The organism is Mycobacterium sp. (assembly GCF_044223235.1).
Classification (GTDB): Bacteria; Actinomycetota; Actinomycetes; order Mycobacteriales; family Mycobacteriaceae; genus Mycobacterium.
This window is the reverse complement of sequence record NZ_JBGAME010000006.1, coordinates 37,757-63,079: the sequence shown is the minus strand read 5'-3', so window position 1 is coordinate 63,079 and position 25,323 is coordinate 37,757. Positions and strand designations below refer to the sequence as shown.

25 protein-coding genes and 1 pseudogene are annotated in these 25,323 nt (G+C 68.4%); 14 read left to right on the top strand and 12 right to left on the bottom strand.

Features of this window, described 5'->3' with window-relative positions:
* Window positions 1-42 precede the first annotated feature (42 nt).
* Together greA and ADBZ6K_RS11125 are read left to right on the top strand one after the other, a co-directional pair.
* The gene (gene greA, locus ADBZ6K_RS11130; protein ID WP_526346485.1) at window positions 43-537 is read left to right on the top strand and encodes a transcription elongation factor GreA; all 495 of its coding nucleotides are present in this window, start codon (window positions 43-45) and stop codon (window positions 535-537) included.
* Window positions 538-580: 43 nt separating this feature from the next.
* Window positions 581-1,057, top strand: coding sequence for a GPP34 family phosphoprotein (locus ADBZ6K_RS11125; protein ID WP_526346483.1), 477 nt, complete (start codon window positions 581-583; stop codon window positions 1,055-1,057).
* Between the two features lie 98 nt (window positions 1,058-1,155).
* Here ADBZ6K_RS11125 and ADBZ6K_RS11120 read toward each other — a convergent pair whose 3' ends face one another.
* The gene (locus tag ADBZ6K_RS11120; protein ID WP_526346481.1) at window positions 1,156-2,316 is read right to left on the bottom strand and encodes a cystathionine gamma-synthase; all 1,161 of its coding nucleotides are present in this window, start codon (window positions 2,314-2,316) and stop codon (window positions 1,156-1,158) included.
* A 56-nt stretch (window positions 2,317-2,372) separates the two neighbouring features.
* Between ADBZ6K_RS11120 and ADBZ6K_RS11115 the strand changes: the two genes are divergently transcribed.
* Window positions 2,373-3,539, top strand: a complete 1,167-nt coding sequence (locus ADBZ6K_RS11115) for an acyl-CoA dehydrogenase family protein (RefSeq protein ID WP_526346479.1) — start codon at window positions 2,373-2,375, stop codon at window positions 3,537-3,539.
* 5 nt (window positions 3,540-3,544) lie between these two features.
* Here the strand turns inward: ADBZ6K_RS11115 and ADBZ6K_RS11110 are convergent, their stop codons facing one another.
* The 3 genes from ADBZ6K_RS11110 to ADBZ6K_RS11100 form a co-directional block, all read right to left on the bottom strand.
* A complete protein-coding gene (locus tag ADBZ6K_RS11110; RefSeq protein ID WP_526346477.1) occupies window positions 3,545-4,306 on the bottom strand; it encodes an Rv1078 family RDD domain-containing protein in 762 nt (253 codons plus the stop codon).
* A 200-nt stretch (window positions 4,307-4,506) separates the two neighbouring features.
* Window positions 4,507-5,901, bottom strand: a complete 1,395-nt coding sequence (locus ADBZ6K_RS11105; RefSeq protein ID WP_526346475.1) for a cystathionine beta-synthase — start codon at window positions 5,899-5,901, stop codon at window positions 4,507-4,509.
* A gap of 42 nt (window positions 5,902-5,943) precedes the next feature.
* Window positions 5,944-6,996 (bottom strand): alpha/beta hydrolase, encoded by a 1,053-nt coding sequence (locus tag ADBZ6K_RS11100; RefSeq protein WP_526346473.1) that lies wholly within the window; start codon window positions 6,994-6,996, stop codon window positions 5,944-5,946.
* A 195-nt stretch (window positions 6,997-7,191) separates the two neighbouring features.
* On the opposite strand from ADBZ6K_RS11100, the gene ADBZ6K_RS11095 reads away from it, so the two are divergent.
* Window positions 7,192-8,169, top strand: a complete 978-nt coding sequence (locus tag ADBZ6K_RS11095; protein WP_526346471.1) for an SGNH/GDSL hydrolase family protein — start codon at window positions 7,192-7,194, stop codon at window positions 8,167-8,169.
* 33 nt (window positions 8,170-8,202) lie between these two features.
* Complete coding sequence (locus ADBZ6K_RS11090) at window positions 8,203-9,420, top strand: acetyl-CoA C-acetyltransferase (protein WP_526346469.1); 1,218 nt, start codon at window positions 8,203-8,205, stop codon at window positions 9,418-9,420.
* Between the two features lie 64 nt (window positions 9,421-9,484).
* On the opposite strand, the gene ADBZ6K_RS11085 is transcribed toward ADBZ6K_RS11090, so the two are convergent.
* A complete protein-coding gene (locus ADBZ6K_RS11085) occupies window positions 9,485-10,252 on the bottom strand; it encodes a hypothetical protein (RefSeq protein WP_526346467.1) in 768 nt (255 codons plus the stop codon).
* A gap of 115 nt (window positions 10,253-10,367) precedes the next feature.
* Entirely contained in the window at window positions 10,368-11,213 is an 846-nt protein-coding gene (locus ADBZ6K_RS11080; RefSeq protein WP_526346465.1) for a Bax inhibitor-1/YccA family protein, read from the bottom strand.
* A gap of 174 nt (window positions 11,214-11,387) precedes the next feature.
* On the opposite strand from ADBZ6K_RS11080, the gene ADBZ6K_RS11075 reads away from it, so the two are divergent.
* The 3 genes from ADBZ6K_RS11075 (at window position 11,388) to ADBZ6K_RS11065 (ending at window position 14,974) form a co-directional block, all read left to right on the top strand.
* Entirely contained in the window at window positions 11,388-12,443 is a 1,056-nt protein-coding gene (locus ADBZ6K_RS11075) for a 3-hydroxyisobutyryl-CoA hydrolase (protein WP_526346463.1), read from the top strand.
* Entirely contained in the window at window positions 12,440-13,216 is a 777-nt protein-coding gene (locus ADBZ6K_RS11070) for an enoyl-CoA hydratase (protein WP_526346461.1), read from the top strand. The genes ADBZ6K_RS11075 and ADBZ6K_RS11070 overlap by 4 nt, the downstream gene beginning before the upstream one ends.
* A gap of 75 nt (window positions 13,217-13,291) precedes the next feature.
* Complete coding sequence (locus tag ADBZ6K_RS11065) at window positions 13,292-14,974, top strand: alpha/beta hydrolase (RefSeq protein WP_526346805.1); 1,683 nt, start codon at window positions 13,292-13,294, stop codon at window positions 14,972-14,974.
* A gap of 23 nt (window positions 14,975-14,997) precedes the next feature.
* Here ADBZ6K_RS11065 and ADBZ6K_RS11060 read toward each other — a convergent pair whose 3' ends face one another.
* The 3 genes and pseudogenes from ADBZ6K_RS11060 to ADBZ6K_RS11050 form a co-directional block, all read right to left on the bottom strand.
* Entirely contained in the window at window positions 14,998-15,381 is a 384-nt protein-coding gene (locus ADBZ6K_RS11060; RefSeq protein WP_526346459.1) for a rhodanese-like domain-containing protein, read from the bottom strand.
* Complete coding sequence (locus ADBZ6K_RS11055; protein ID WP_526346457.1) at window positions 15,381-15,932, bottom strand: cysteine dioxygenase; 552 nt, start codon at window positions 15,930-15,932, stop codon at window positions 15,381-15,383. The genes ADBZ6K_RS11060 and ADBZ6K_RS11055 overlap by 1 nt, the downstream gene beginning before the upstream one ends.
* A 263-nt stretch (window positions 15,933-16,195) precedes the next feature.
* A pseudogene (locus tag ADBZ6K_RS11050) lies at window positions 16,196-16,802 on the bottom strand (Gfo/Idh/MocA family protein); the annotation flags it as partial.
* A 493-nt stretch (window positions 16,803-17,295) separates the two neighbouring features.
* Between ADBZ6K_RS11050 and lpqV the strand changes: the two are divergent.
* On the top strand, window positions 17,296-17,721 hold the full coding sequence (gene lpqV / locus ADBZ6K_RS11045) for a lipoprotein LpqV (protein WP_526346455.1): 426 nt from the start codon (window positions 17,296-17,298) through the stop codon (window positions 17,719-17,721).
* Window positions 17,722-17,925: 204 nt separating this feature from the next.
* Window positions 17,926-18,888, top strand: a complete 963-nt coding sequence (locus ADBZ6K_RS11040) for a patatin-like phospholipase family protein (protein WP_526346453.1) — start codon at window positions 17,926-17,928, stop codon at window positions 18,886-18,888.
* Window positions 18,889-19,018: 130 nt separating this feature from the next.
* On the opposite strand, the gene ADBZ6K_RS11035 is transcribed toward ADBZ6K_RS11040, so the two are convergent.
* Window positions 19,019-19,879, bottom strand: coding sequence for a class II glutamine amidotransferase (locus tag ADBZ6K_RS11035; RefSeq protein ID WP_526346451.1), 861 nt, complete (start codon window positions 19,877-19,879; stop codon window positions 19,019-19,021).
* The gene (locus tag ADBZ6K_RS11030) at window positions 19,879-20,352 is read right to left on the bottom strand and encodes an SRPBCC family protein (RefSeq protein ID WP_526346449.1); all 474 of its coding nucleotides are present in this window, start codon (window positions 20,350-20,352) and stop codon (window positions 19,879-19,881) included. Before ADBZ6K_RS11030 ends, ADBZ6K_RS11035 begins: the two co-directional genes overlap by 1 nt.
* Before the next feature lie 265 nt (window positions 20,353-20,617).
* Between ADBZ6K_RS11030 and ADBZ6K_RS11025 the strand changes: the two genes are divergently transcribed.
* Both ADBZ6K_RS11025 and ADBZ6K_RS11020 read left to right on the top strand, forming a co-directional pair.
* Entirely contained in the window at window positions 20,618-20,950 is a 333-nt protein-coding gene (locus ADBZ6K_RS11025) for a hypothetical protein (RefSeq protein WP_526346447.1), read from the top strand.
* 56 nt (window positions 20,951-21,006) lie between these two features.
* Complete coding sequence (locus ADBZ6K_RS11020; RefSeq protein WP_526346445.1) at window positions 21,007-21,312, top strand: hypothetical protein; 306 nt, start codon at window positions 21,007-21,009, stop codon at window positions 21,310-21,312.
* 189 nt (window positions 21,313-21,501) lie between these two features.
* Here the strand turns inward: ADBZ6K_RS11020 and ADBZ6K_RS11015 are convergent, their stop codons facing one another.
* Complete coding sequence (locus ADBZ6K_RS11015; RefSeq protein WP_526346443.1) at window positions 21,502-22,893, bottom strand: dicarboxylate/amino acid:cation symporter; 1,392 nt, start codon at window positions 22,891-22,893, stop codon at window positions 21,502-21,504.
* 140 nt (window positions 22,894-23,033) lie between these two features.
* Between ADBZ6K_RS11015 and ADBZ6K_RS11010 the strand changes: the two genes are divergently transcribed.
* Together ADBZ6K_RS11010 and ADBZ6K_RS11005 are read left to right on the top strand one after the other, a co-directional pair.
* Window positions 23,034-24,617, top strand: a complete 1,584-nt coding sequence (locus ADBZ6K_RS11010) for an ATP-binding protein (protein ID WP_526346441.1) — start codon at window positions 23,034-23,036, stop codon at window positions 24,615-24,617.
* Window positions 24,614-25,303, top strand: coding sequence for a response regulator (locus ADBZ6K_RS11005; protein WP_526346439.1), 690 nt, complete (start codon window positions 24,614-24,616; stop codon window positions 25,301-25,303). The genes ADBZ6K_RS11010 and ADBZ6K_RS11005 overlap by 4 nt, the downstream gene beginning before the upstream one ends.
* Window positions 25,304-25,323: the final 20 nt, after the last annotated feature.

The following is a 25,323-nucleotide window of genomic DNA, read 5'->3' as shown; positions in this document are numbered from 1 at the left end:
TCGTACGCGACAAGCGCGAGACAACGACGACAGGAGCGCGATATGACCGATACACAGGTCACCTGGCTGACGGAGGAGTCATACGACCGGCTGAAGGCCGAGCTCGACCATCTGATCGCCAACCGTCCGGTGATCGCCGCCGAGATCAACGACCGCCGCGAGGAGGGCGACCTCCGCGAGAACGGCGGCTACCATGCTGCCCGCGAAGAGCAGGGGCAGCAGGAGGCCCGCATCCGCCAGCTGCAGGAACTGCTGAACAACGCGAAGGTGGGCGAGGCTCCCAAGCAATCCGGTATCGCCCTGCCCGGATCCGTGGTCAAGGTCTACTACGACGACGACCAGAGCGACACCGAGACCTTCCTGATCGCCACCCGCCAAGAGGGCATCAACGACGGCAAGCTCGAGGTGTACTCGCCGAATTCGCCGCTGGGCGGCGCCCTGATCGACGCGAAGGTCGGCGAGACGCGCACCTATACGGTGCCCAGCGGAAACACCGTCAAGGTCACCCTGGTCAGCGCGGAGCCCTACCACTCCTGAGGCTCAGGCCTGAAACCCCGCGCGCGGGGCTAACCTGCAGGCCATGGCGCAGATCGCCGAGGAGCTCTACCTGCTGCTGCTCGACAACGCGTCCGCGCAGCCTGCATTGGACCGGCAGCGCCGCGCGCGGGTGGTGGCAGCCGCGGCGCTCCTCGACCTCGCCTACGCCTGCCTGATCAGGCCGGCCGTCGCCGGGGACCCGGTCGAGGCGGGCCTGCTGGTGGCACTCACCGCCGCCGCGCCCGTGGACCCGGTCGGCGCACCCGCATTGCGGCTGCTGCAGCGCAGACCGATGCGGCCCACGGCGGTGGTGGCGAAGCTGCGCAAGCACACCGAGCACGACCTCACCCGGCATCTGGAGCGCACCGGGCAGATCCGGCGCGTAGGGCTGCGCACCGCCGCCGTCGGCGGCGCCGTCGACGGCCGCGATCATCTCGCTGCTGCACGCCGTCGACGGTCTCGGTGCGCTGCTGAGCCTCAACGAGCGCGGCTGGCGCTGGGTGCACGCCCGCGCCGGTGAGATCGCCAGCGGCAGCTGGGTCGACGAATACCCGACCGCGCTTGCGGAGGTCAACCTCGCGATCACCGCGTCGACGCTTCGCTCCGCCCTGGCTTGACTCAGCCGGCGGCCAGGGCCTGCTCCAGGTCGGCGAGCAGGTCGCCGATGTCCTCGATGCCCACCGACAGCCGGACCAGGTCGTCGGGCACCTCCAGCTGAGAGCCCGCGGTGGACGCGTGGGTCATGGCACCCGGGTGCTCGATCAGCGACTCCACCCCACCGAGCGACTCGGCGAGAATGAAAACCTCAGTGCGGGAACAGAATTCACGAGCAGCCTGCACGCCGCCGCGCAGCCGCACCGACACCATGCCACCGAAGCCGCTCATCTGCCTCGCGGCCACCAGATGGTTGGGGTGGCTGGGCAGACCCGGATAGAGCACCGCGCCGATCGCGGGATGCCCGTCGAGGAATTCGGCGATCACCGCGGCGTTGTCGCAATGCCGCTGCATGCGCAACACCAGCGTCTTGAGACCCCGCATGGTCAGGTACGCGTCGAACGGCCCGGGCACCGCGCCCGCGCCGTTCTGCAGGAAGGCGAAAGCGGCATCGAGTTCCCCGTCGTTGGTCAGCAGCGCGCCCCCGACCACATCGGAGTGCCCGCCGATGTACTTCGTCGTCGAATGCAACACGATATCCGCGCCGAGCAGCAGCGGCTGCTGAAGCGCGGGCGATGCGAACGTGTTGTCCACCAACACTTTCGCCCCAGCCACCGCGGCGATCTCGGCGATGCCCGCGATGTCGGCTATCGACAGCAGCGGGTTGGTCGGGGTCTCGACCCAGATCAGCTTGGTCTGCGGAGTGACGGCGGCCCGCACCGCGTCCAGATCGGACAGCGCCACCGGTGTGTGGGTGATGCCCCAGTGCGTGAACACCTTGTCGATGAGGCGGAAAGTGCCGCCGTAGGCGTCGTCGGGAATGACGACGTGATCACCGGGGCGCAGCACGGCGCGCAGGGCACAGTCGGTCGCGCCCATGCCCGAGCTGAACGCACGCCCGAACGCCGCCTCCTCCACCGCGGCCAGGGCGGCTTCCAGCGCCGCTCGGGTGGGGTTGCCGGTGCGCGCGTACTCGAAGCCACCGCGCAGACCACCCACCCCGTCCTGGGCGAATGTCGAGCTGGCGTAGATAGGTGCGTTGACGGCGCCGGTGCCGGGGTCGGGCCGGAAGCCGGCGTGGATCGCTTTGGTGGCCAGTCCCCGCCACCTGCCGTGTTCACTCATAACGGGTTGAGCCTATCGGGACCCGTGTCCGCGCCATCGCGGTGTAGACATGGACCATGACCGTGGCGATCGCGAACCTGCTGGACACCGACGCGATGCTGGCGCCAGAAGAGCTGGATCTCCGGGCGACCGTGCGCCGGTTCGGTGAGCAACGGCTGCGGCCGCACATCGCCGAATGGTTCGAAGCGGGTGGGGTTCCGGTCCGGGAACTGTCCGCCGAACTCGGCAAGCTGGGTCTTCTGGGGATGCACCTCAACGGGTACGGCTGCGGCGGGTCGACGGCCACCGCCTACGGCGTGGTGTGCCAGGAACTGGAGGCCGTCGACAGCGGTCTGCGCAGCATGGTGTCAGTTCAGGGGTCGCTGGCGATGTTCGCGATCTATCGGCACGGCAGCGAGGAACAGCGCGAGCAGTGGCTGCCGGGGATGGCCGCGGGCGAGGTGATCGGCTGCTTCGGCCTCACCGAACCCGACTTCGGCTCCAACCCCTCCGGCATGCGCACCACCGCGCGCCGCGACGGTTCCGACTGGATCGTCAGCGGTTCCAAGATGTGGATCACCAATGGCACCGAGGCCGACGTGGCGATCGTCTGGGCCAGGGCCGAGGAGGGGATCGTCGGCTTCGTCGTGCCGACCGACTGCCCCGGCTTCTCGGCGCGCGAGATGACCCGCAAGCTCTCGCTGCGCGCATCGATCACCGCGGAGCTGTACCTGGATGAGGTGCGGCTGCCCGCCGACGCGCAGTTGCCCGAGGCGCGGGGCCTGTCCGGCCCGCTCGCCTGCCTGTCGGAGGCCCGGTTCGGCATCGTCTTCGGCAGCGTCGGCGCAGCCAGGGACTGCCTGGAGACGACGCTGGACTATGTCGCCGCCCGCGACGTGTTCGGCAAACCCCTTGCCGGATACCAGCTGACCCAGGAGAAGCTCGCCGACATGGCGGTCGAACTGGGTAAGGCCCAACTGCTGGCGCTGCATCTCGGCCGGCTCAAAGACGCCGGGCGCATCCGGCCCGACCAGGTCAGCTTCGGCAAGCTCAACAATGTGCGCGAGGCGCTGCAGATCGCCAGGCAGTGCCGGACCTTGCTGGGCGCCAACGGAATTACGCTCGAGTACCCGGTACTGCGGCACGCCAACAACCTCGAATCGGTGTTGACGTACGAGGGCACCTCCGAGGTGCACCAGCTGGTGATCGGGGAGGCGCTGACCGGCGTCAGCGCCTTCCGCTGAATGTTCTACGAGCCGTTCGGGCGCGGACCCTGCGGTAGGGGTTGGGGATTCAGCGGCACACACACCGTCGACATGATCTTGTCCGCCAGCGTCTGCCGCTTGGGGTCCCACAGCGGGAACAGATACCCGATGTAGCAGATGATCTGATCGACGAAGTGCGCGATCTGGCGCACGACCGACAGGGCGAACCCGATCGGCTGCCAGGTCTTCTCGCTGACCACTTTGAACTTCAGCACCGACTTGCCGATGCTCGAACCCGTGGTGCCCTGCCGGTAGCCCCAGTTCCACACCCAGTACGCCAACGCCAGCAGCGATGTCAGCGCGTACACGATGGTGCCGAGCATCGAGAAGGTCGACGTGCAGTAGATGCTCGAGCCGGACGACCCCGTCACACACTCGTTGTCGGCGGTCCCGAACGCGATCCCCTGACCGATGCCGACCAGCACCCCGACGGGAATGAAGTCGATGAGCGCCGCGCCGACCCGGTGGATCCACGGCGTGAAGGCCTCTTTGGGTAACACCGGAGCAGCAGTGGGCGCCGGCGGGTATCCGCCTGAAAACGATGGTGGCGGTGGCGGATACGCACCAGGAGGAGGTTGACGATAGCCACCGGGCGGCGGAGGCGGCGGATAGCCTCCCGGCGGTGGCGGTGGATAACCGCCGGGCCGGGGTTGTTGAAAGCCGCCGCCGGGCGGCGGAGGCGGCGGATACCCACCGGGGGGCGGGGGTGGATAGTTCCCTGGGGGCGGCGGCGGTGGTTGGGTCATGGTCGCCTTCCGGTGGTGAACTTAGCTGGCACTGAGCGGTGCTCACACTACCCGAGAAGGCGCTGCCAGCAATGGATTCACGCCGTAACTTAATCACGTCGACATTCATCGCCACCTGTGGGAAGTGAGCGCCGAGGCGGCGTCCCGTATGCCATTTGCCAGAGCCGCAATCCGTTCGCGCGACAGCGGCTAACGGTCGGCTAACGGCGCCCGCTGCCCTCCGAGAGGAAGCCGAGAAGGTCGTGGCGGGTCAGCACACCCACCGGCTTACCCTCTTCGACCACCATGACGGCGTCACATTCGCGTAGCGTTTTCGCCGCGGTGCTGACCAATTCGCCTGCGCCGATGAGGGGAAGCGCCGGGCCCATGTGCTGCGAGACGGCGTCGGCCAGCTTGGCGCGCCCCTCGAACACCGCCGACAGCAGCTCCCGCTCCGACACGCTGCCCGCCACCTCGCCCGCCATGACGGGCGGTTCGGCTCCGACGACGGGCATCTGGGACACGCCGTACTCGCGCAGGATGCCGATCGCGTCGCGGACGGTCTCCGACGGATGGGTGTGGACGAGATCCGGGAGCGCACCGGACTTGCCGCGCAACACATCCCCGACGGTGGACTGCTCGACGGACCCGTCCAGGCGGCTGCGCAGGAATCCGTAGGAGGACATCCACGCATCGTTGAAAACCTTTGACAGATAACCGCGTCCGCCATCGGGCAGCAGCACCACCACCAGTGCGTCGGGCCCGGCCTGCACGGCGACCTTGACGGCGGCGACCACCGCCATCCCGCACGACCCGCCGACCAGCAGCGCCTCCTCGCGGGCCAGCCGCCTGGTCATGTCGAAGGAGTCGGCATCCGATACGGCGATGATCTCGTCGGGGACCGTGGGATCGTAGGCCGACGGCCAGAAATCCTCGCCGACGCCCTCGACCAGGTACGGCCGCCCCGTCCCGCCCGAATAGACCGAACCCTCCGGGTCGACCCCGACAACGCGGACGCTGCCACCGGACACCTCCTTGAGGTAGCGCCCGGTGCCGGTGATGGTTCCGCCGGTGCCGACACCCGCGACGAAATGCGTGATCTTGCCGTCGGTGTCGGCCCAGATCTCCGGTCCCGTCGTCTCGTAGTGGCTGGCGGGCCCCATCGGGTTGGAGTACTGGTCGGGCTTCCACGCGCCGTCGATCTCAGTCACCAACCGGTTGGAGACGCTGTAATAGCTGTCCGGGTGATCCGGCGGCACCGCGGTCGGGCACACGACGACGTCGGCGCCGTAGGCACGCAAGACATTCCGCTTGTCCTCGCTGACCTTGTCGGGGCAGACGAAGATGCACCGGTAGCCGCGCCGCTGCGCCACCAGCGCAAGACCGACGCCGGTGTTGCCGGAGGTGGGTTCGATGATGGTGCCGCCGGGGCGCAGTTCCCCGCTCTGTTCGGCGGCGTCGATCATCCTGACCGCGATCCGGTCCTTGGCGCTGCCGCCGGGATTGAGGTACTCGATCTTGGCCGCCACCACGCCGGCCCCCTCAGGGACAACTGAATTCAGCTGGACCAATGGTGTGTCGCCGATGAGGTCACTGATGTGCCGCGCGATCCGCATATCCCCATGATCGCAGATCGCCGCCGCGTGGTTCCGGCGTCTTTACCAGGTGGCCTCGCGGATGTACTCGCCGATCTGGCGCAGCGATCGGGTGGCCTCCGACACCATGGGCGCACCGATCTGGAACACGTGCATCTGTCCGGGCCAGACCCGCACCTCCACCGGCACCCCTGCCGCGGCCAGCAGGCGGGCCGCCTTGCGGGCATCGCTCACCAGCACCTCGGATCCGGAAACATGGATCAGCGTGCGCGGAAGCCCCGGCTCGATGTGGTCGAGCGGTTCATAGATTTCTTCGGGGTGGCCGTCGACCATATTGCGTTCGGCGGCCTTCTCGACCAGCGCAACCAGCGCGTCGAAGGCGCGGGGCGGGAACATCGCGTCGATGCGGGCGTTGGGATGGCAGGCCCGGGTGCGGTTGTCGATCTCGAAGAGGGGTGACATGGCGACGAGCGCCGCGGGGTCCTCGCCCTCCAGCTGCAGCCGCTCGGCGAGCGCCAGCGCGAGGTAGCCGCCGGCGGAGTCGCCTGCCAGCACGATCCTGTCGGCGTCGTAGCCGCGGGCGCGCAGCCACCGGTACGCGTCATAACAGTCGTCGAGCGCCGTGCCGACCGAATGCTTGGGGATCATCCGGTAGTTGACCACCAGTACCGGGCTATCCGCGTACCTCGACAGCGCCGTTACCAGTGGGCCGTGCGAATTGGCGCCGCCGCTGAGAAACGCGCCGCCGTGCACGTAGAGGACAACGCTGCGGTGTCCGTCGGCGGGCAGCACCCCCGGCGCCCGGACGAGCTGCGCGGTGCAGTTCGTCAGCCGGATCGTCGCGCGGACGGTGCCGGGCACCGGGCGCACGATCCGGGATACGAGGTCGACCAAGCCGAACGGCCACGGCAGACGCGGAGCATAGCTACCGATTGCCAGAGTCGGCCTAATCGTGAGGAAAGCAGCCAGCGCGGCAAGCCTTCCTGCGATGCTCGGGCCGTCTTCGAGAACCTCGACGGGCACCCCGTCGCTGACGGGGTATTTGCGCGACTTCTGCGCTCTGGCTGCGCTTATCGCAGCATGAGGCATCGTCGATATCTTGCTCGGTGCCGTCATCGCCACCACTTCCTACGCCTTTGTAGTGCCCCGGTGAGCTACGTCACTGTACCGACGTCGGTAACTTAGCTTGACACCGTTAACAGATTCAACTGTCAAAGAGTCTTAATTGATACCGGACTTGAGACCGCAACGTGATCGCTGACCCTGTCCTGCGCCGCGGTTAACCGCGGCGCGCGGTCCTAAACTGGCCGTGTGGGCATCCGAGCACCCCGCCGGTCGACCAGCCGGTCGACTATTGCCCTGGCGGCGGCGGCCGCGCTCGCGTCAACGGGCTCCGCGTACATCGGCGCGCGCAACCTGCTCAGCGGGCAGGCCGATCAGGCCCGCCGCGTCATCCCCAAGTCCTGGGATGTGCCGCCCCGCGCCGACGGTGTCTATGCCCCTGGCGGTGAGCCCGTACAGAAGTGGTCACGCGAGCTTCCCGTCGACCTGCACCTGATGGTGTTCGGCGACTCCACCGCCACCGGATACGGCTGCCACCACGCCGACGAGGTCCCCGGGGTGCTGATCGCGCGTGGCCTCGCCGAAGCATCCGGCAAGCGAATCCGGTTGAGCACCAAGGCAATCGTCGGAGCGTCCTCGAAGGGGCTGTCGGGTCAGATCGACGCCATGTTCGTGGCGGGGCCGCCGCCGGGCGCGGCGGTCATCATGATCGGGGCCAACGACGTGACCAAACCCAACGGTGTCGGGCCATCGGCGCGGCGCCTCGGCGCGGCGGTCCGTCGACTTCGTGCCGCCGGCGCCGTGGTGGTCGTCGGGACCTGCCCCGACTTCGGCGTGATCACCGCGATTCCGCAGCCGCTGCGGTGGGTGGCACGCGGCAGGGGGCTGCGGCTGGCCCGCGCGCAGGCGGCGGCGGTGCGCGCGTCCGACGGGGTCCCCGTGCCCCTGGCCGACCTGCTGACTCCCGATTTCCGCAAGGCGCCCGAGCTGCTGTTCTCCCAGGACATGTTCCATCCGTCGGCGGCCGGCTACGCGCTGGCCGCCACGCAGCTGCTGCCCGTGCTGTGCCGCACGCTGCAGGATCGACTGGGCTGCACCGTCCCCGAACCGCCGCTGCGGTCGCGGACCGCCGAGGAGTCGACGCTGCTCGCGCGGCTGGGCGGGGTCAGCCGGTTGTGGCGGCGCACGACGGGGGTGCCCGCGCCGGTCGTCGCGCCCGCAGGCTAGCTTCGGTGCAGTCCGCCCAGCCAAGGAGCCGCCATGCCCGAAGCCGTGATCGTGTCGACCGCCCGCTCCCCGATCGGCCGGGCCATCAAGGGATCGCTGGCCAGCATGCGGCCCGACGACCTGGCCGTGCAGATGATCCGCGCCGCGCTGGACAAGGTGCCCGCACTGGACCCCCACGACGTCGATGACCTGATGCTGGGATGCGGCTCACCCGCAGGTGAGGCGGGCTTCAACATGGGCCGCGCGGTCGCCGTCGAGCTGGGCTATGACTTCCTGCCCGGCACCACCGTCAACCGCTACTGCTCGTCGTCGCTGCAGACCACGCGGATGGCCTTCCACGCGATTAAGGCCGGCGAAGGCAACGCGTTCATCTCCGCGGGTGTCGAAACGGTGTCGCGGTTCGTCAGGGGCAGCGCCGACGGCTGGCCCGACACGAGGAACCCGCTGTTCGCCGAGGCGCAGCAACGCTCCGCGGAGGCCGCAGCTGGCGCGACGGAATGGTACGACCCGCGCCGCGACGGCGCGCTGCCCGACGTCTACCTCGCCATGGGACAGACCGCCGAGAACGTCGCCCTGTACACAGGCATCAGCCGCGAGGAGCAGGACCACTGGGGCGTACGCAGCCAGAACCGCGCCGAGGAGGCGATCGAACGCGGCTTCTTCGAACGGGAGATCGTGCCGGTGACGCTGCCGGACGGCACGGTCGTCAACAAGGACGACGGTCCGCGCGCGGGTACCACCTACGAGGCGATCAGCCAGCTCAAGCCGGTGTTCCGGCCGAACGGCACGGTGACGGCGGGCAACGCGTGCCCGCTGAACGACGGCGCCGCGGCGGTGGTGATCACGTCGGACGCCAAGGCCGCGGCGCTCGGGCTCACGCCGCTTGCGCGCATCGTCGCCACGGGTGTGTCCGGCCTGTCGCCGGAGATCATGGGCCTCGGCCCGATCGAGGCGACCAAGAAGGCGCTGGCCAGCGCGGGGATGTCGATCAACGACCTCGACCTGTACGAGATCAACGAGGCGTTCGCCGTCCAGGTGCTCGGTTCGGCCCGCGCGCTGGGGATCGACGAGGACAAGCTCAACGTGTCGGGCGGCGCCATCGCGCTGGGCCACCCGTTCGGAATGACCGGCGCGCGGATCACCGCGACGCTGCTGAACAATCTGCAGACCTACGACAAAACCCTCGGGCTGGAGACGATGTGCGTCGGCGGCGGCCAGGGCATGGCGATGATCGTGGAGCGGCTCTCCTGAATTCGTCGGGTCCGCGATGCGTCCACAGTGCGTAGGGATCGCATTTGCGGCCTGATCGACGATCTCAGCGCACTCTCGAGGACCATGCGTGACGCACGCGTCGGATGATGTTGGCCGGATGGTTCCGCTTGACCACCCTGATCCGCAGCCAGCCGAGTTCGGCGAGGTCTTCGGCCCGCTCGATGTCGTAGGCGTACAGCGCCGGGTCCACGCGATGTTGGTCGCCGTCGTATTCGACGGCGACCATCACGTCTTCCCACCCCATGTCGAGGTAGTACTGCCGCCGCCCGTCGGCGCTCACCACCGGGATCTGGGTGCGCGGACGTGGGAAACCGGCGTCCATCAGCAACAGCCGCAGCCACGTCTCTCTTGGCGACTGGGCTCCGGAGTCGTGCAGGTCGAGCGCCTGCGCCAACCGCCGGAGGTGTCGCGCACCGCGATGCCTGCGGGCGACGGCCATGACATCGCCGACATCGAGGAGGGCGGCGTTGCCCAGGGCATCGAGTCTGGCCACCGCGTCACCCCGCTGCAGCCTGCGCCCCAGATCGAAAGCGGTTCGGGCGCGCGACGTGACGGCCATCCCCGCGATCATCGTGACTTCGCCGCCGGCCAACGAGTCGCGATGGGTGACGATGCCCTCCGGAGCTCGAAGATTCGACCAGATCAGCTCGATCGGGACATCGTCGCCGACCCATTTGGCGCCGTGCAGTGCCGACGCCGCCCGCCCGGAGATGACGCCCTGGCGATGCGACCACGGCCACGCAGCCAACGTCCGCCGCCCCAGATTGGGGCGCACCCCGATCGGCAGGTAGACATCGGGGAAGAGCGCCACATAGCACTCCGATCGCGATCTGTGGACAGATGGCGATCTGTGCACACTCTCGGCCGGGGCGCAGGCAAAGAGAAAGCCCGGCACCGCCTATGCCGGGCTTTCGGGGGGAAGGCTGCTAGTCGTTCTGGAAGTAACTAAGCAGCCGCAGGATCTCGAGGTACAGCCAGACCAGGGTGACGGTGAGGCCAAGGGCGATGCCCCATGCCGCCTTCTCCGGCGCACCGGCGCGGATCAGCTGGTCGGCACTGTCGAAGTCGGTCAAGAAGAAGAACGCCGCGAGGCCGATCATCACCAGCGAGAACAGGATGGCCAGCGGGCCGCCGTCACGAAGCGGTCCGGCACCGCCGGAGACCATGCCGATCACCAGGTTGACGAGCATCAGCACCACCGCGCCGAAACCGGCGGCGACGAGGAAGCGGGTCAGCTTCGGCGTCACCCGGATGGCGCCGGTCTTGTACACGACGAGCATCCCGAAGAACACACCGAAGGTGCCGACGATGGCCTGGCTGATCAGCGCACCGGCGCTGACACCGGACACCATGAAATTGGCGACCACGAACGAGAATGAGCCGACGAGCATGCCCTCGAAGACGGCGTAGCCCAGCACGATCGCGGGGTTGTCCTGCTTACGCCCGAAGAGGGCGATCAGCAGGAGCACCGTGCCGCCGATCATGCCGCCCCACAGGAACGGCATGGCCAGTCCGAGGTTCTGGGCGATCATGAAATAGGTGGCGACGGCGACGGCAGCAAGAACCGCCAGCGTGATGCCGGTCTTCATGACGACGTCGTCGATGGTCAGCGGCCGGGAGACACCGGTCTGCCGCTGATCGGGGTACTGCGTTACGTAGGGCTCGGCGTGCGCCTGCTGGGCACCGTAGCCCGCGGCGCCGGTACCGAACGACGCATACCCACCCTCGTTCTTGGGCAGGGAGCGAAATACCGGATTGCTGGTCTCGCGCACCGTCGGGTTCCTCTCGTGTGCTGTGGTTCGTCTGCTGACGAATACCGGATCAACGAACGCGGCTCAGGCTGGGTTCCCGGCCACAGAAATGTTTCTGGGAACTTCCTGTACGCATCTGAGCGAAACCTTACCCGCGGTGACTCCGGCAGGTGCGGCGATCTAGATTGCATTACCGTGACAGAAAACGAGGATATCCTACTAAGCGTCGACAACGGCGTCGGCCTCGTAACCCTGAACCGTCCACGGGCGCTCAATTCGCTCACCCACCCGATGGCCAGCACCCTGGCGGCGACGCTGCAGAGGTGGGCCGACGACGACGCGGTGCACACCGTCTTGATCAGGGGGGCCGGCGACCGTGGCCTGTGCGCCGGCGGAGACATCGTGGCGATTTACCACAGCGCCAGGACCGACGGCGGCACCGAGGCGCGCGAGTTCTGGCGCGACGAGTACCGGCTCAACGCCTTCATCGGCGGCTACCCCAAGCCGTACGTGGCGTTGATGGACGGCATCGTGATGGGCGGTGGCGTCGGCGTCAGCGCGCACGGCCGGGTCAGGATCGTCACCGAGACCACGAAGATGGCCATGCCGGAGGTGGGCATCGGGTTCGTCCCCGACGTCGGGGGCACCTACGTGCTGTCCAGGGCACCGGGCCGGCTCGGCCTGCACCCCGCGCTGACCGGGGCGCCCTTCACCGGCGCCGACGCCATCGCGCTCGGGTTCGCCGACCATTTCGTGCCGCACGACGCGCTCGGCGGCTTCACCCGCGATCTCATCGCCGACGGCGTCGACGCCGCGCTCGCGGCGCACGCGGTCGAGCCGCCCGCGAGTCAGCTTCTGGCACAACGTGATTGGATCGACGAGTGTTACGCAGGCCCGACGGTGATCGACATCGTCGCGGCGCTGCGCGGACACGGCGCCGGGCCGGCCAACGACGCCGCGAACGTCATCCTCTCCCGCTCCCCCATCGCCGTGTCGGTGGCGCTGGAAGCGCTGCGCCGCGCCGCCGACCTCGGGACACTGGAAGACGTGCTGCGGCAGGAGTACCGGACGGCGTGCGGCGCCTTGCGCTCGCCTGACCTGGTCGAGGGCATCCGCGCCCAGATCATCGACAAGGACCGCAATCCGGCGTGGTCACCCACGTCGCTGGCCGCGGTCACCCCCGGTGACGTCGAGGCCTACTTCGCCCCCGCCGAGCCGGACCTGACGTTTCCAGATGAGGAGCAGCCATGACCAGCTACGAGACCATTCTCGTCACCCGCGACGAACGCGTCGGCACCATCACGCTGAATCGGCCCAAGGCGCTCAACGCGCTCAACAGCCAGGTGATGAAGGAGGTCACCGCCGCCGCGGCCGAATTCGACGATGACGCGGGCATCGGTGCAATCATCGTCACCGGCAACGAAAAGGCATTTGCGGCGGGCGCCGACATCAAGGAGATGGCCGCCCTGTCCTACGCCGAAGTCTTCGGCGCCGATTTCTTCGCGCCGTGGGCCGATTTCGCGGCGACCCGGACGCCGACGATCGCCGCGGTCGCCGGCTACGCCCTCGGCGGCGGCTGCGAACTGGCCATGATGTGCGACGTGCTGATCGCCGCGGACACCGCGAAATTCGGGCAGCCGGAGATCAAGCTGGGTGTGCTGCCCGGCATGGGCGGTAGCCAGCGGCTCACCCGCGCGGTCGGTAAGGCCAAGGCGATGGATCTGATCCTCACCGGCCGCACCATCGACGCGCAGGAGGCCGACCGCGCCGGGCTGGTGTCGCGGGTGGTGCCCGCCGACCGGTTGCTCGACGAGGCCAGGAAGGTGGCGACGACGATCTCGCAGATGTCGCTGCCCGCGGCGCGGATGGCCAAGGAGGCCGTCAACCGTGCCTTCGAAGCCACCCTCGCCGAAGGGCTGCTGTACGAACGGCGGCTGTTCCATTCGGCCTTTGCCACCGACGACCAGACCGAGGGCATGGCGGCCTTCACCGAGAAACGGGCCCCCAACTTCACACACCGCTAAGGTTCACTCGTGACAGAACCCGCCGCAGCAAAGCCGAGCGAGGACGAGCCAGACTTGACTGCGGGTGCCGCCGCGATCGCCACCAAGGAGCGCGAAGCCGAGCCCGAAACCGCCCCGGAGGTCAGGCCTCCCCTGTGGTTGCGGCATTACACGTTCTTCGGCACCTTCGTCGGGTTGATCTTCGTCTTCCTGTCACTGACCCCGTCGCTGCTGCCGCGCGGTCCGCTGTTCCAGGGTCTGGTCAGCGGCGCCGCCGGCGCCATCGGCTACATGATCGGCGTTTTCGGCGTCTGGCTGGTGCGCTACATGCGCGGCAAGGACACCAGCCCGCCCGCGCCACGATGGGCGTGGATCGGACTCACCGTGTTCGGGCTGATCGGCATGGTGGTCATGCAGTTCGCGTTCCGCCGCTGGCAGGACGACGTGCGCGATCTGATGGGAGTCCCCCACCTCAAGTGGTTCAACTACCCACAGGCGGCGATCATCGCGGTCGTCGTGCTGTTCGTGTTCGTCGAGATCGGCCAGCTGGTCCGCAAAGTGGTGCTGTTCCTGATGCGCCAGCTGGAGCGCATCGCGCCGCCGAGGGTGTCGGGGGTGGTGGCCGTCGGGCTGCTCCTGGCGTTGACGATCGCCCTGCTCAACGGCGTGGTCGTGCGGGCTGCGATGGACTGGCTCAACCAGACTTTCGAGTCGGTGAACAACGAAGACTCGCCCGACCGGTCGGCCCCGACGACCTCGCTGCGGTCGGGTGGCCCGGAGTCACTGGTGTCCTGGGCGTCGCTGGGCCATCAGGGCCGGATCTTCATCTCCGGAGGACCGACGGTCGAGGAGTTGACGACGTTCAACGGCGCACCGGCCACCGAGCCGATCCGCGCCTACGCCGGTATGGATGCAGGCGACGACATCCGCGCCACCGCGGAGATGGCCGCCCGAGAATTGCTGCGTACCGGCGGTCTGCAACGCGATCTCGTCGCGGTGGCCACCACCACCGGCACCGGCTGGATCAACGAGGCCGAGGCGTCGGCGCTGGAGTACATGTACAACGGCAACACCGCGATCGTCTCCATGCAGTACTCCTTCCTGCCCAGCTGGATCTCGTTCATCGTCGACAAGGAGAACGCCCGCCAGGCCGGCCAGGCGCTGTTCGAGGCGGTCGACGAACTCATCCGCACGATGCCCGAAGCCGACCGGCCCCAGCTGGTGGTGTTCGGTGAGAGCCTGGGCTCCTTCGGCGGCGAAGCCCCATTCCTGAGCCTGAACAATCTCGTCGCCCGCACCAACGGGGCGCTGTTCTCCGGCCCGACGTTCAACAACACCATCTGGACCGACCTGACCAGCAACCGCGACCCGGGATCGCCGATGTGGCTGCCGATCTACGAGGACGGTGAGAGCGTGCGATTCGTCGCGCGCCCCGAGGACCTCGGCCGCCCCGATGCGCCGTGGAGCGCCCCGCGGGTCGTCTATCTGCAGCACGCGTCGGATCCCATCGCCTGGTGGACGCCGGATCTGCTGTTCCGGGAACCGGATTGGTTGCGCGAGCCGCGCGGGTACGACGTCTCACCGAGGATGAACTGGATTCCGGTGGTGACGTTCCTTCAGGTGTCCGCCGATATGGCGGTGGCTGTCGACGTGCCCGACGGGCACGGACACCGTTACGTGCGCGACGTCGTCAACGGCTGGGCCGCGGTGTTGGAGCCGCCGGGCTGGACCTCGGAGAAGACGGAACGGCTGCGGCCCGTCATGCACTCCGACGAATAGCGCGGGCGCGATCAGGCACGCGATCACAGGAGTGCGGCGAGCACCCCGTCGGCGACCAGAGCGCGGTAACCGCCGATGACGTCGGTGGCCCGGTGCAGGCCGAGGTCCTGCAGTGCGGCGGCGGCCAGGCTGGAGGTGTAACCCTCCGAGCACAGCACCACCCACTCCACATCGTCGCCGACGGCCTGCGGCAGCCGGGCATCGCTGGTGGGGTCGCATCGCCACTCCAGCACGTTGCGTTCGATGACCAGCGCTGCGGGCACCTCACCCTCGAGCTCGCGCTGGGCCTCCGGCCGGATGTCGACGAGCAGAGCGCCGCGCCGCAGCGCGGCGGGCACCTCCGCGGCCGACAGCCTGTGCAATCGGGCGCGGGCGTCGTCGAGCAGGCTGTCGATGCGGCTTCCCATCAACCCTCCGGCGCGTCGGTGAGCTCGGTGCGGCGGCGGCGCAACGTATTTCGGCCGGTCACCTCGTAATACGACATCGCGGTCAGCGGCGGTGAGTAGGCATGCACGCTGAGCGTGGCGGCCCCGGGACCCCCGTCGGGCGCCGGAGCCCACACGACGTCGTGCACCCAGCCGAGCGGAAACGCCGCCTGGTCACCGGCATTCAACCGCCGGGAGCGCAAAGCCTCGCCGTCCCAACGGGTTTCATACAGCGCTCCGGACAGCACGGTCAGCGCGCCGAGCGACCCGCCGTGATCGTGCAGTTCGGTCGAGCGATCGGGTACCCAGCTGATCAGCCAGACGTCGAGTTCGTCGTCGCCGCGCAGGCGGGTGTACCAGCGGTCCTCCCGCGGGATCCCGGCCGCGGGCAGCAGGTGGTCGTATCGGCCGCTGAGCACGTCGTCGGCCGCGAGGTCGGTGGCACGCAGCAGGTCGGGTAGGCGCAGCCGGGTGGGTGCGGACACCGCGGGTGGCACGGCTGAGCGAAGGGCAATGGACGGTGCGGTGGGCATGCGAAGGGCTCCAGGAATGACGTGCGGTTGGGAGGGCGTTGGGAAGGGCCCATGGGGACGGCATGGTGAATCACCAAGCCCGACAACACTCCCGAGATCCGCACTGCTCCGTCACGGCCGCCAGTGTGACACAGTTTTCCGGCCCGCTCCAGACCGTCCGCCTTAACCTCACGATGATTCTGGAAAACCCCAGCCCGTCAGTTGTTCTCCGGCAGCCCGCTTCAGCGGTGTTTGGTGAGGTAGTCGGTGATGGCTTTGAGTTGGTGGCCGTAGGTGACGCCGACCGGGACGGGACGCTGGTTGACCAGGGTGGCGAACGCGGCGCCACCCACCTCGACGATCGGCCCGCATACGAACTCGCTCAGATCGATCAAGTGACTGCCGACATCGGCCGGTGCGCCGGTGCCGGGTCCTCCGCGATAACGCCAGGTGATCGGCGACGTGGGATCCAGGGCGTAGTCGCACCAGTAGTGCCCGTTGAAGTGGATCAACTCTTCGATGGTTCCTGCGGCCAGTTCCCGGCGGATCTGCTCGACCGCCGGCGAGCGGCGGTAGGTGTAGCCCACCGCACTGAGCCGGTCAGACCCCTCGGCGGCGGCGAGCATCGCCTGGGCATCGGCCAGCGACCCGGCCAACGGCTTTTCACACAGAACGTGCTTGCCCGCCGCCAGCAGGCCCTCGACGATCTCGCGGTGCAGGTGGTTGGCCATCCGCAACAGCTTCCACACCGAGATCGCCGAGAACATCGTCGCGGCGGCCGACCGGGCCGGCTACGAAGTCGTGCTCGGCGCGGTCACCCCCACCCACGACGAAGCCCACGTCATCGACACGCTGATGGACTTCCGCTGCGAGGGCCTGCTGCTCATCGGGCCCGAGTTGTCAACCGAAGCGCTCGCTACCCTGGGCAAGCGGTTGCCGTCGTGGATTACCTTGTCGGCCTTGGCCTCAGGACATCGTCCACGTCTCCGGTGGTCCGGGGGTCATCGCCGCGGATCGCTGCAACGGATACCTGCCGACGATGCGCCGACACGGCTTTGCAGCAAACGCTGAAGTGTTCGACGGCGACTTCAACGAGTCCGCGGGGATCACCTCGGCCCGACGGATGCTGGCCGGCCACTTGCCCACCGCCGTGGTGTGCGTATGACGACAGCATGCTGGCGCGCCTCGGCCACATCGACCTGACCACCGTCAGCCAACAACCAGCCAGCAGGCAGACCAGGCGGTGGGCGCCGTCGTCGAGCGCCTCGACGGTGGGCGCACGCGATCCAAGTCGGCCGTACTGACACCAGAACTCGTCGTGCGATCGACTACCGCGCCGCCGCGTTCACCGTGAGCCCACCGGCAGCGTCGGGCACCCTCTAGATTGGCTGTCGTGCCCGTCAACCGCACCGCCGCGGTGCTGTGCGCCGCCGCGCTGTTGGGTGCCGGATGCGCATCAAAGCCCGCAGGCCCCACCGAACCGTCCCATTCGCCACCGGCCGGCCCGTCCACGCCGACACCCGGGCCGGAGCGAAAAGGCGTCTCGCCGGGCGGCGTGACGACGTCGCTGACCGCACCCGCCGAGTCCACCGAGGAGCAGTACTTCCAGGCCTGCAACGCCGCCCGGGTATGGATGGAGCAACAGGGCGGAGATCCGAAGGCCCAGATCGAGCCGTACCTGGCGATGGTGCAGTCCGCCGACGCGCCGGGTCCCGGCACATTCGGCAGCCCATGGTCGGAGTTGCGGCCCGGCCAGCAGGCCGCCGTCATCGTCGCCGTCAACGCGGCAGCCGACGCGCTGTGCGGTTGACCTCGGAGCCCGCCTGAGCACGGCCAGCCGTTGAAGATGAGTCCGCACACCGTGCTCTCCGTACCGAAGCCGGCGATGGCGTTGATTGGCGTCTTCGAGCACCCGCAGGTGCTTACTCACCGACTGACGGGCCATGGCGAGTCCGGCACAGGGTTCGGCGGCCGCCACCCGGCACCGTCCGGCACCAGGCGGGAGAATGCGCACATGCGTGTTGCGCTGGCACTCGGCAGCGGAGGTGCCCGCGGCTACGCCCACATCGGGGTGATCCACGAACTGCTCGACCGCGGCCACGACATCGCGGGCGTCGCCGGCTCGTCGATGGGTGCGCTCGTCGGCGGTCTGCACGCCGCGGGCAAGCTCGACGAGTATGCGGAATGGGCCGGTGCGCTGACCCAACGCGCGGTCCTGCGGCTACTCGACCCGTCGATCACCGCGGCGGGTGTGCTGCGGGCGGAGAAGATCCTCGACGCGGTCCGGGAGATCCTCGGCGAGGTCACCATCGAAGAACTGCCCATCCCCTACACGGCGGTCAGCACGGACCTCATCTCGGGCCGGTCGGTGTGGTTGCAACGCGGCCCCGTCGACGCGGCGATCCGCGCGTCGATCGCCATCCCCGGCGTCATCACACCGCACGTCCTCGACGGCAGGCTGCTCGCCGACGGCGGCATTCTCGACCCGCTTCCGATGGCTCCGATCGCCGCCGTGATCGCCGACATGACGATCGCGGTCAGCCTCGCCGGGGAGGATCCCGAATCGCGCAGGGCCGACGACGATCCGCGCCCGCCACCCGACTGGCTCAACCGCATGTGGCGGCGGACCTCCGCGCTGCTGGATACCAAGACGGCACGCACCCTGCTGGACACGCCGTCCGCGCGATCGGTGCTGTCCCGGTTCAACACAGTCGGCGACGACGAGGGCGACCCCGCGCTCGACGAGCCGGCGGTGCCGAAGCTGGGCAGCTTCGAGGTGATGAACCGGACCATCGACATCGCCCAGGCGGCGCTGGCGCGCCACACTATGGCCGCCTATCCTCCCGACCTGTTGATCGAGGTGCCGCGCACGGTGTGCCGAAGCCTGGACTTCCACCGCGCGGACGAGGTCATCGAGATCGGGCGCGAACTGGCCGCCACCGCACTCGACAACGCGCAGGTGCCGCACGACGATTGAGTCAGCCGCGCGACGCGCTGCCGCTGCTCAACTGGGCGGCGACCCACCGAACCGGCCCACGTGCCCACCAGCCCGGCGAGCACCGGAGCACGTGTGGTCACGGTCGCCAGTGCGCCAGGCGCACAACCGACTACATCGGATGCTGGGACGCGGCCGCCTTCGCGCTCAGGTCGGAGCGGCTCAGCTGGTGGCGCGGCGGATCGGGGAACGCGACCCGCCGGGCGATGTCGAGGTCGGCGTTGACGTGGACCAGTTCGCCCGGCGCCATGAGGGACCACCCGGCGTTGTCATCCATCGGTTCGCTGGCGATGACCACCGACGGCTGTTCGGCGAGGTGACGCGACTCGGCGCTGATGCGCGGACTGCGCAGCCGCAGCCCGGATTGCCGGTCGTCCCGGCGATCCAGGAGGTAGAGCTCGTGGGTGTCCGGGTAGCGCAGCGCCCACAGGTCGGTCGCGGTGCTCAGCACCAGATTCAGCGCGTACACACCGACATTGGCCGCCAGCCACGCGACCGCGTCTACCAGACCCGCGCCGACGTCGCCCGCGTGGTCCCGCGTCGCCGCGGTGATCAGGGCGAAGGCCCGTTCGGAGTCGGTCTGGCCCGCCACCAGGCCGTCGGCGCCCACCTCCCGCAGCCGCTCGTCGAGGACACCGAGCCCCTCCAGCACCCCGTTGTGCGCGAAGATACGGCCGTCCTGCAGAAACGGATGCGTGTTCAGCACGTCCAGGGATCCGGTGGACGCGTACCGCACATGCGCGATGAACGTCGTGCCGGTCATTTCGTGGGCCTCGCTGGCGAACGCCGAATCATGCCATGCCGCAACGGGTTCCTTGTGCACGACGGGGTGTCCGCCCGCGTCGAACACACCCAGCCCGGTGCCGTCCGGATTGTGCCTGCTCTGCTCCTCGAGGTTGTCAGGCGCGTCGAGCAGCCAGAACGTCGCCGTCACCGCGCGCCGCCCGCCGTGCAGCCCGAACAGCCGGCACATCACCCCACCAGCTGGTCGGAAAGCTCCTTCAGCGTTTGCTCCGCATACCCCCGCCAGAGCCGCCCCAGCACCGGCAACAGTGGTGCGGCCAGCGCCGTCTTCGGGACGATCGTCCAGCGCCAGCTGACCCGGGTTCCGGTGCCCGCAGGCTGGAATCGCCAGTCGGCATCGACCCGGGATATGAGCGGCGCCAGCGGGCCGGTGATGCGGGTCAGCCTGTAGTCGAACGCATTCGGCGGGTCATAGCCGGTGAGCTCCTCGAACATCGTTCCCGCACCAGTCAGCACCACGGTCCTGGTCTGGCCCGCACGATCCCAATCACCGGTCTGGTCGCGGACTTCCCGCACCGGCGGGATCGGACCGTACCAACGGCGGAACAGGCTCGGCAATTGCATGGGCGCCGTTTTTCGAAAGGCCTCCGCGGGATCGACGGGAATGGTCCTCGACTGCTCGACGGTCAGCGACCCTGCCATGACGGCGATCGTAGCCGTCCGCGTAGCCCTCGCGCCGCGCGTCGGCTGACCAACGGCAGCTCCAGAGATGTCGCCGTACCGGGTGCGTCGGCGCACACCACCTGCACTGCCACCCAGCTCCCCCGTCCAGAAATAGAACACGTTCCAGTCGGGTCTACGCCGAACGCCACGGCGGCTGCAACGAATCCGGCCGCAGCGGCGATATAGCCGATGTCGCGGGGGACACAACAGCAAGGCAACCAAGGCAATTCAAAAGGGGGCGCCCATGCGTCCATCGATATTCGCCGCAGCCGCCGTGGCCGGCTGCGCGGTGCTGGCAGGACCTGCGACGGCTGCCGCCGGAGACCCGTTGTCGCCGCAGCAGACGATCGGTCAACTCGAGGCCGCGGGCTACACCGTCAACGTCGACCGGGTCGGCAGCGCTCCGCTCGGGGACTGCGTGGTCACCAGCGTCCGCAATCCCCAGACCGTGACCGAATGGATCCGGGTGTGGGACGGCGACGGGAAGGGCCGCCACGGCGACGGGGGCGGCGACTGGGATCTGGTGCCGATCGTGGTCAGTCGCTCGATCTCGGTGTCGCTGGACTGCACCCGCTGAACAGGCCGTCGCGGGGTAAGTTGAGAGCGGGTCGGCAAGTGACGGGAGAAGTGTCCATGCGCGTTGGTTGGGCAGTGGCGGCGGCGGTCTGCGCCGCGATCGGCGCGCCTGCCGGGCTCGCGTCGGCCGACGACGACCGATCTCCCCAGCAGGTCATCAGCGACCTGCAGTCCAAGGGCTACACCGTCACGATCGACAAGGTCGGCACCGCCCCGATGAACGAGTGCGTGGTGACCAGCGTGCGCAACCCGCAGACGACGGGCCAGCTGGTGCCCTACGTCGGGCCGGGAACCGGAACGGAGTCGATCCTGGTGCCCTATGTGAACCAGACCATCTCCGTCTCGCTGGTCTGCCCCCGGTAGTCGTACCGGCGCGTCGCGCCGAGGGTAACGCCGTGGCGGGACATCCGCGGATTCTCCGCCCTCACGTTCCTGTCGGCGCGGCGGGCGCGTAACGCCGGGCGCCGGGTGGGTAAGAACGCGAGAAGACCACCACGACAACGAAAAGACCCGGCCGGGAGGGGTTCCGGCCGGGCCTTTCCTTCACACGCCCTACACCGCCGCAGGGGCCTTCGCCTGCGCCGGCTCTTCGGCGCGCGGGTGATGGGGATGGTCGTCGACCATCGTCAACTCGTCGAAGGGATCGTCACCGCGCAACACCTTGTTGACCTGGTCCTTGTCGACGGTCTTGGTCCACGAACCCACCAGCAGAGTGGCCACCGCGTTGCCGGAGAAGTTCGTCACCGCACGCGCTTCGGACATGAACCGGTCGATACCGACGATCAGGCCGACGCCGTCGAGCAGGTCGGGGCGGTGGCTCTGCAGGCCGCCGGCCAGCACTGCCAGGCCCGCACCCGTGACACCCGCGGCGCCCTTGGACGCGATCATCATGAACACCAGCAGGCTGATCTGCTCGCCGAGCGAGAGCGGGTCGCCCATTGCGTCGGCGATGAACAGCGAGGCCATGGTCAGGTAGATCGCGGTCCCGTCCAGGTTGAACGAGTAACCCGTGGGCACCACCACACCGACCGTGCTTTGTTGAACGCCCAGGTGCTCCATCTTCGCGATCAAGCGCGGCAGGGCGGACTCGGACGATGACGTCGCGAAGATCAGCAGATACTCGCGGGCCAGGTACTTGACCAGCTTGAAGATCGACACGCCCGAGACGACGCGGAGCAGCGCACCCAGCACGCCGAAGACGAAGATCGCACAGGTGATGTAGAAGCCCAGCATCAACGTCAGCAGCTGGGTCACGGCCGCCCAGCCGGTCTGTGCGACAACGTTGGCGATCGCACCGAAGGCTCCGATCGGGGCCAGCCACAGGATCATGACGAGCACCCGGAATACCACCTTCTGCAAGTGCTCGATACCGCGCAGCACCGGCTCGGCGGTCGAGCCCATGGCCTGCAGGGCGAAGCCTACGAGCAGGGCGACGAACAGCGCCTGCAGCACACTACCCGCGGTCAGCGACGAGAACAGGGTCGTCGGAATGATGCCCTGGATGAAGTCCATCAGTCCGCCGGACTCGTGCGCCTTTTCGGCCAGTTCGGCGCCCTTGCCTGAAGAACTCTCGATGTTCAGTCCGGTGCCGGGTTTGAGCAGGTTCCCGACGACCAAGCCGATCCCGAGCGCAAAAGTGGACATCGCCAGGAAGTAGAGGAAGGCAAGGCCGCCGACCTTGCCCACCGTGGCGGCCTTTCGTACCGATCCGATGCCAAGCACGATCGTGCAGAAGATGATCGGGGCGATCATCATCTTGATCAGCGCGACGAACATCGTGCCGAGGATGCCGACGCTCTTGCCGACCTCGGGGGCCAGGATGCCGACGCCGACACCGGCGAACACCGCAACGATGACCGCGATGTAGAGCCAGTGGGTGCGGTCTTTCTTCTGCTTCGGAGCCGGCGGCTCCGTCGCGGAGTGTTGGTCATTTTTCGTGGGCATCGTTCCTCCTGATCGGCGGTGAACTGTCAATGTGTTCTGTAAGGATGGTGCGGGTACTCGTGAGGCAGGTCACGCTTTAGTTCATTACGTTCAAACAAGGTGCGGAACAATCGCCACGTGACGTCAGCTCGGAGGGCGGCTTGAGCAGGTGGTTGCCGCGGTCGCTGGCCGGTCAGGCGATCGCACTTCAGGTCGCCGTGATCGCGGTGGTCGTGGTGGCAGGCAGCGTGCTGGCGATGATCGACGCCCGGCGTGACGGCGACGAGGCGGCCCGCCAACAGGTCATCGGCATCGCGACGTCGCTGGCCGACTCACCATCGACGGCCGAGGCGATCAGTTCCGGCCAGGCCACTGCGATCCTGCAGCCCGTCACCGAGGCGGTCCGTCGCGACACCGGGGTCGCGTTCATCACGATCATGGCGCCCGACGGCACCCGGTTCACCCACACCGATCCGCGCCAGATCGGCGGCAAGTATCTGGGCAACATCGCGCCGGCGCTGCAGGGGCAGGTGTTCAGCGAGGTCTACACCGGCACGCTGGGTCCGTCGATCCGCGCGGTTGCGCCCATCCGCGACGCCTCCGGTGAGATCGTCGGTTTGGTGTCGACGGGCATCACCCAGCAGACCCTGGTGCAGCGGTGGCGGTCGCAGATCCCGGTGATCTTGGCGATCGCTGCGACGGCGCTGGCCGCCTCGATGGCGGGCGTGTGGGCGATCCGCCGACGGTTGCTGCGCCAGACGCACGGGTTGCGGCCCGACGAATTGCGGGTCATGTACGAACACCATGACGCGATCCTGCATTCGGTGTCCGAGGGGCTGATCGTGCTGGACCGCGACGGCGTGGTGCTCGCCAACGACGAAGCCCGCCGACTGCTGGCGTTGCCCCCCGGCCCGGTCCACCGTGACGACCTGCCGGAGTTCCTGCAGACCTACGGCGCGGGGGCCCGCGACGAACTCCACCTCACCGACGAACGGGTGCTGGTGGTGAACCGGTCACCCGTGGAAGGACGTTCAGTGCGCGATGGCCGCGACTCCGAAGTGGTCACCATCAGGGACCGCACCGAGTTGCAGGGCGCCCTCGGCGAGCTGAGTTCGCTGCAGGTGCTCACCGATTCGCTGCGCTCCCAGGCCCACGAGGCAGCCAACAAGCTGCACACCGTCATCACGATGGTCGAGATGGGCAGGCCCGAGGCGGCCGTCAGATTCGCCACCAACGAGCTGGAGCTCTCCCAGCGGCTGGTCGACCGACTCTCACAATCCCTTGGCGATCCCGCGCTCGTCGCATTGCTGCTCGGCAAGACCGCGCAGGCCGACGAGCGGGGCATCACGATGACGATCACCGAGGACACCTACCTGCCCGGCGCCGACGAGGTGGGAGCCGACGTACCGCTGACCGCCCAGGAGATGGTCACGGTGCTCGGGAACCTGATCGACAATGCGATGGATGCCTGCGACCGCGACGACCCATGGGTGGAGGTGACGGTGACGCTCGACGACGACGCGCTGTTGATCCGGGTGGCCGACAGCGGGATGGGCATGGACGACGAGACCTTCGGGCGGGCCATGCAGCGCGGCTACTCGACGAAGTCGGGCCCCGACGCCGTCCAGCACGGACTGGGTCTTGCGTTGGTGGCGCAGGTGATCAAGCGCCACGACGGGACGCTGACCGCCGGCGTCACCTACGGCTCGGTGGTTGAGGCGACGGTGAAGCGGGTGCCACTGTGATCACGGTGCTGGTGGTCGAGGACGAGCCGCTGATCGCCGAGGCCCATACTGCCTATCTCGCTCGGCTGCAAGGCTTTTCGGTGGTGGGGGTGGCCAACACCGCGCGGGACGCGATGCGGCTGGCGTCCACCGCCGCCGCCTCGGAGCACCCGATCGATCTGGTGCTGCTCGACATCGGACTGCCCGACGCGAACGGCATCGCACTGGCGTCGGCGCTATCCGGGCTGCGGCCCGCTCCCGACATCATCACCATCACGTCCGAACGCGACCTGGAGATGGTGCGCGCCGCCGTCTCGCACGGCGCGCTGGCGTATTTGCTCAAACCGTTCACCTTTGCGGCTTTCCGCGATCGGATGGAGCGTTACCGGCGCTACCGCACCGCGTTGCCGGCCGGGACAGAAGCCGCCAGCCAGGCCGAGGTGGACCGCGCACTTGCCGAATTGCGGATTGCGACCGACCGCTCCGTGACGCCGAAGGGCGCGGCGCCGGGGACGACCGACGAGATCGCGCGGGCGGTGCGGGACCGGCCCGACGGCATCACCGCCGACGAGGTCGCCAAAGAGGTCGGCGTGTCCCGGGTGACGGCCTGGCGCTACCTCGAGCGGCTCGCCGACGAGGGCACGGTCAACCGCCAGACGAACTACGGCAAGGCCGGGCGCCCGAAAACGCGCTACCAGTGGCGCTAAGCGGTGCCCAGCATGGGCGA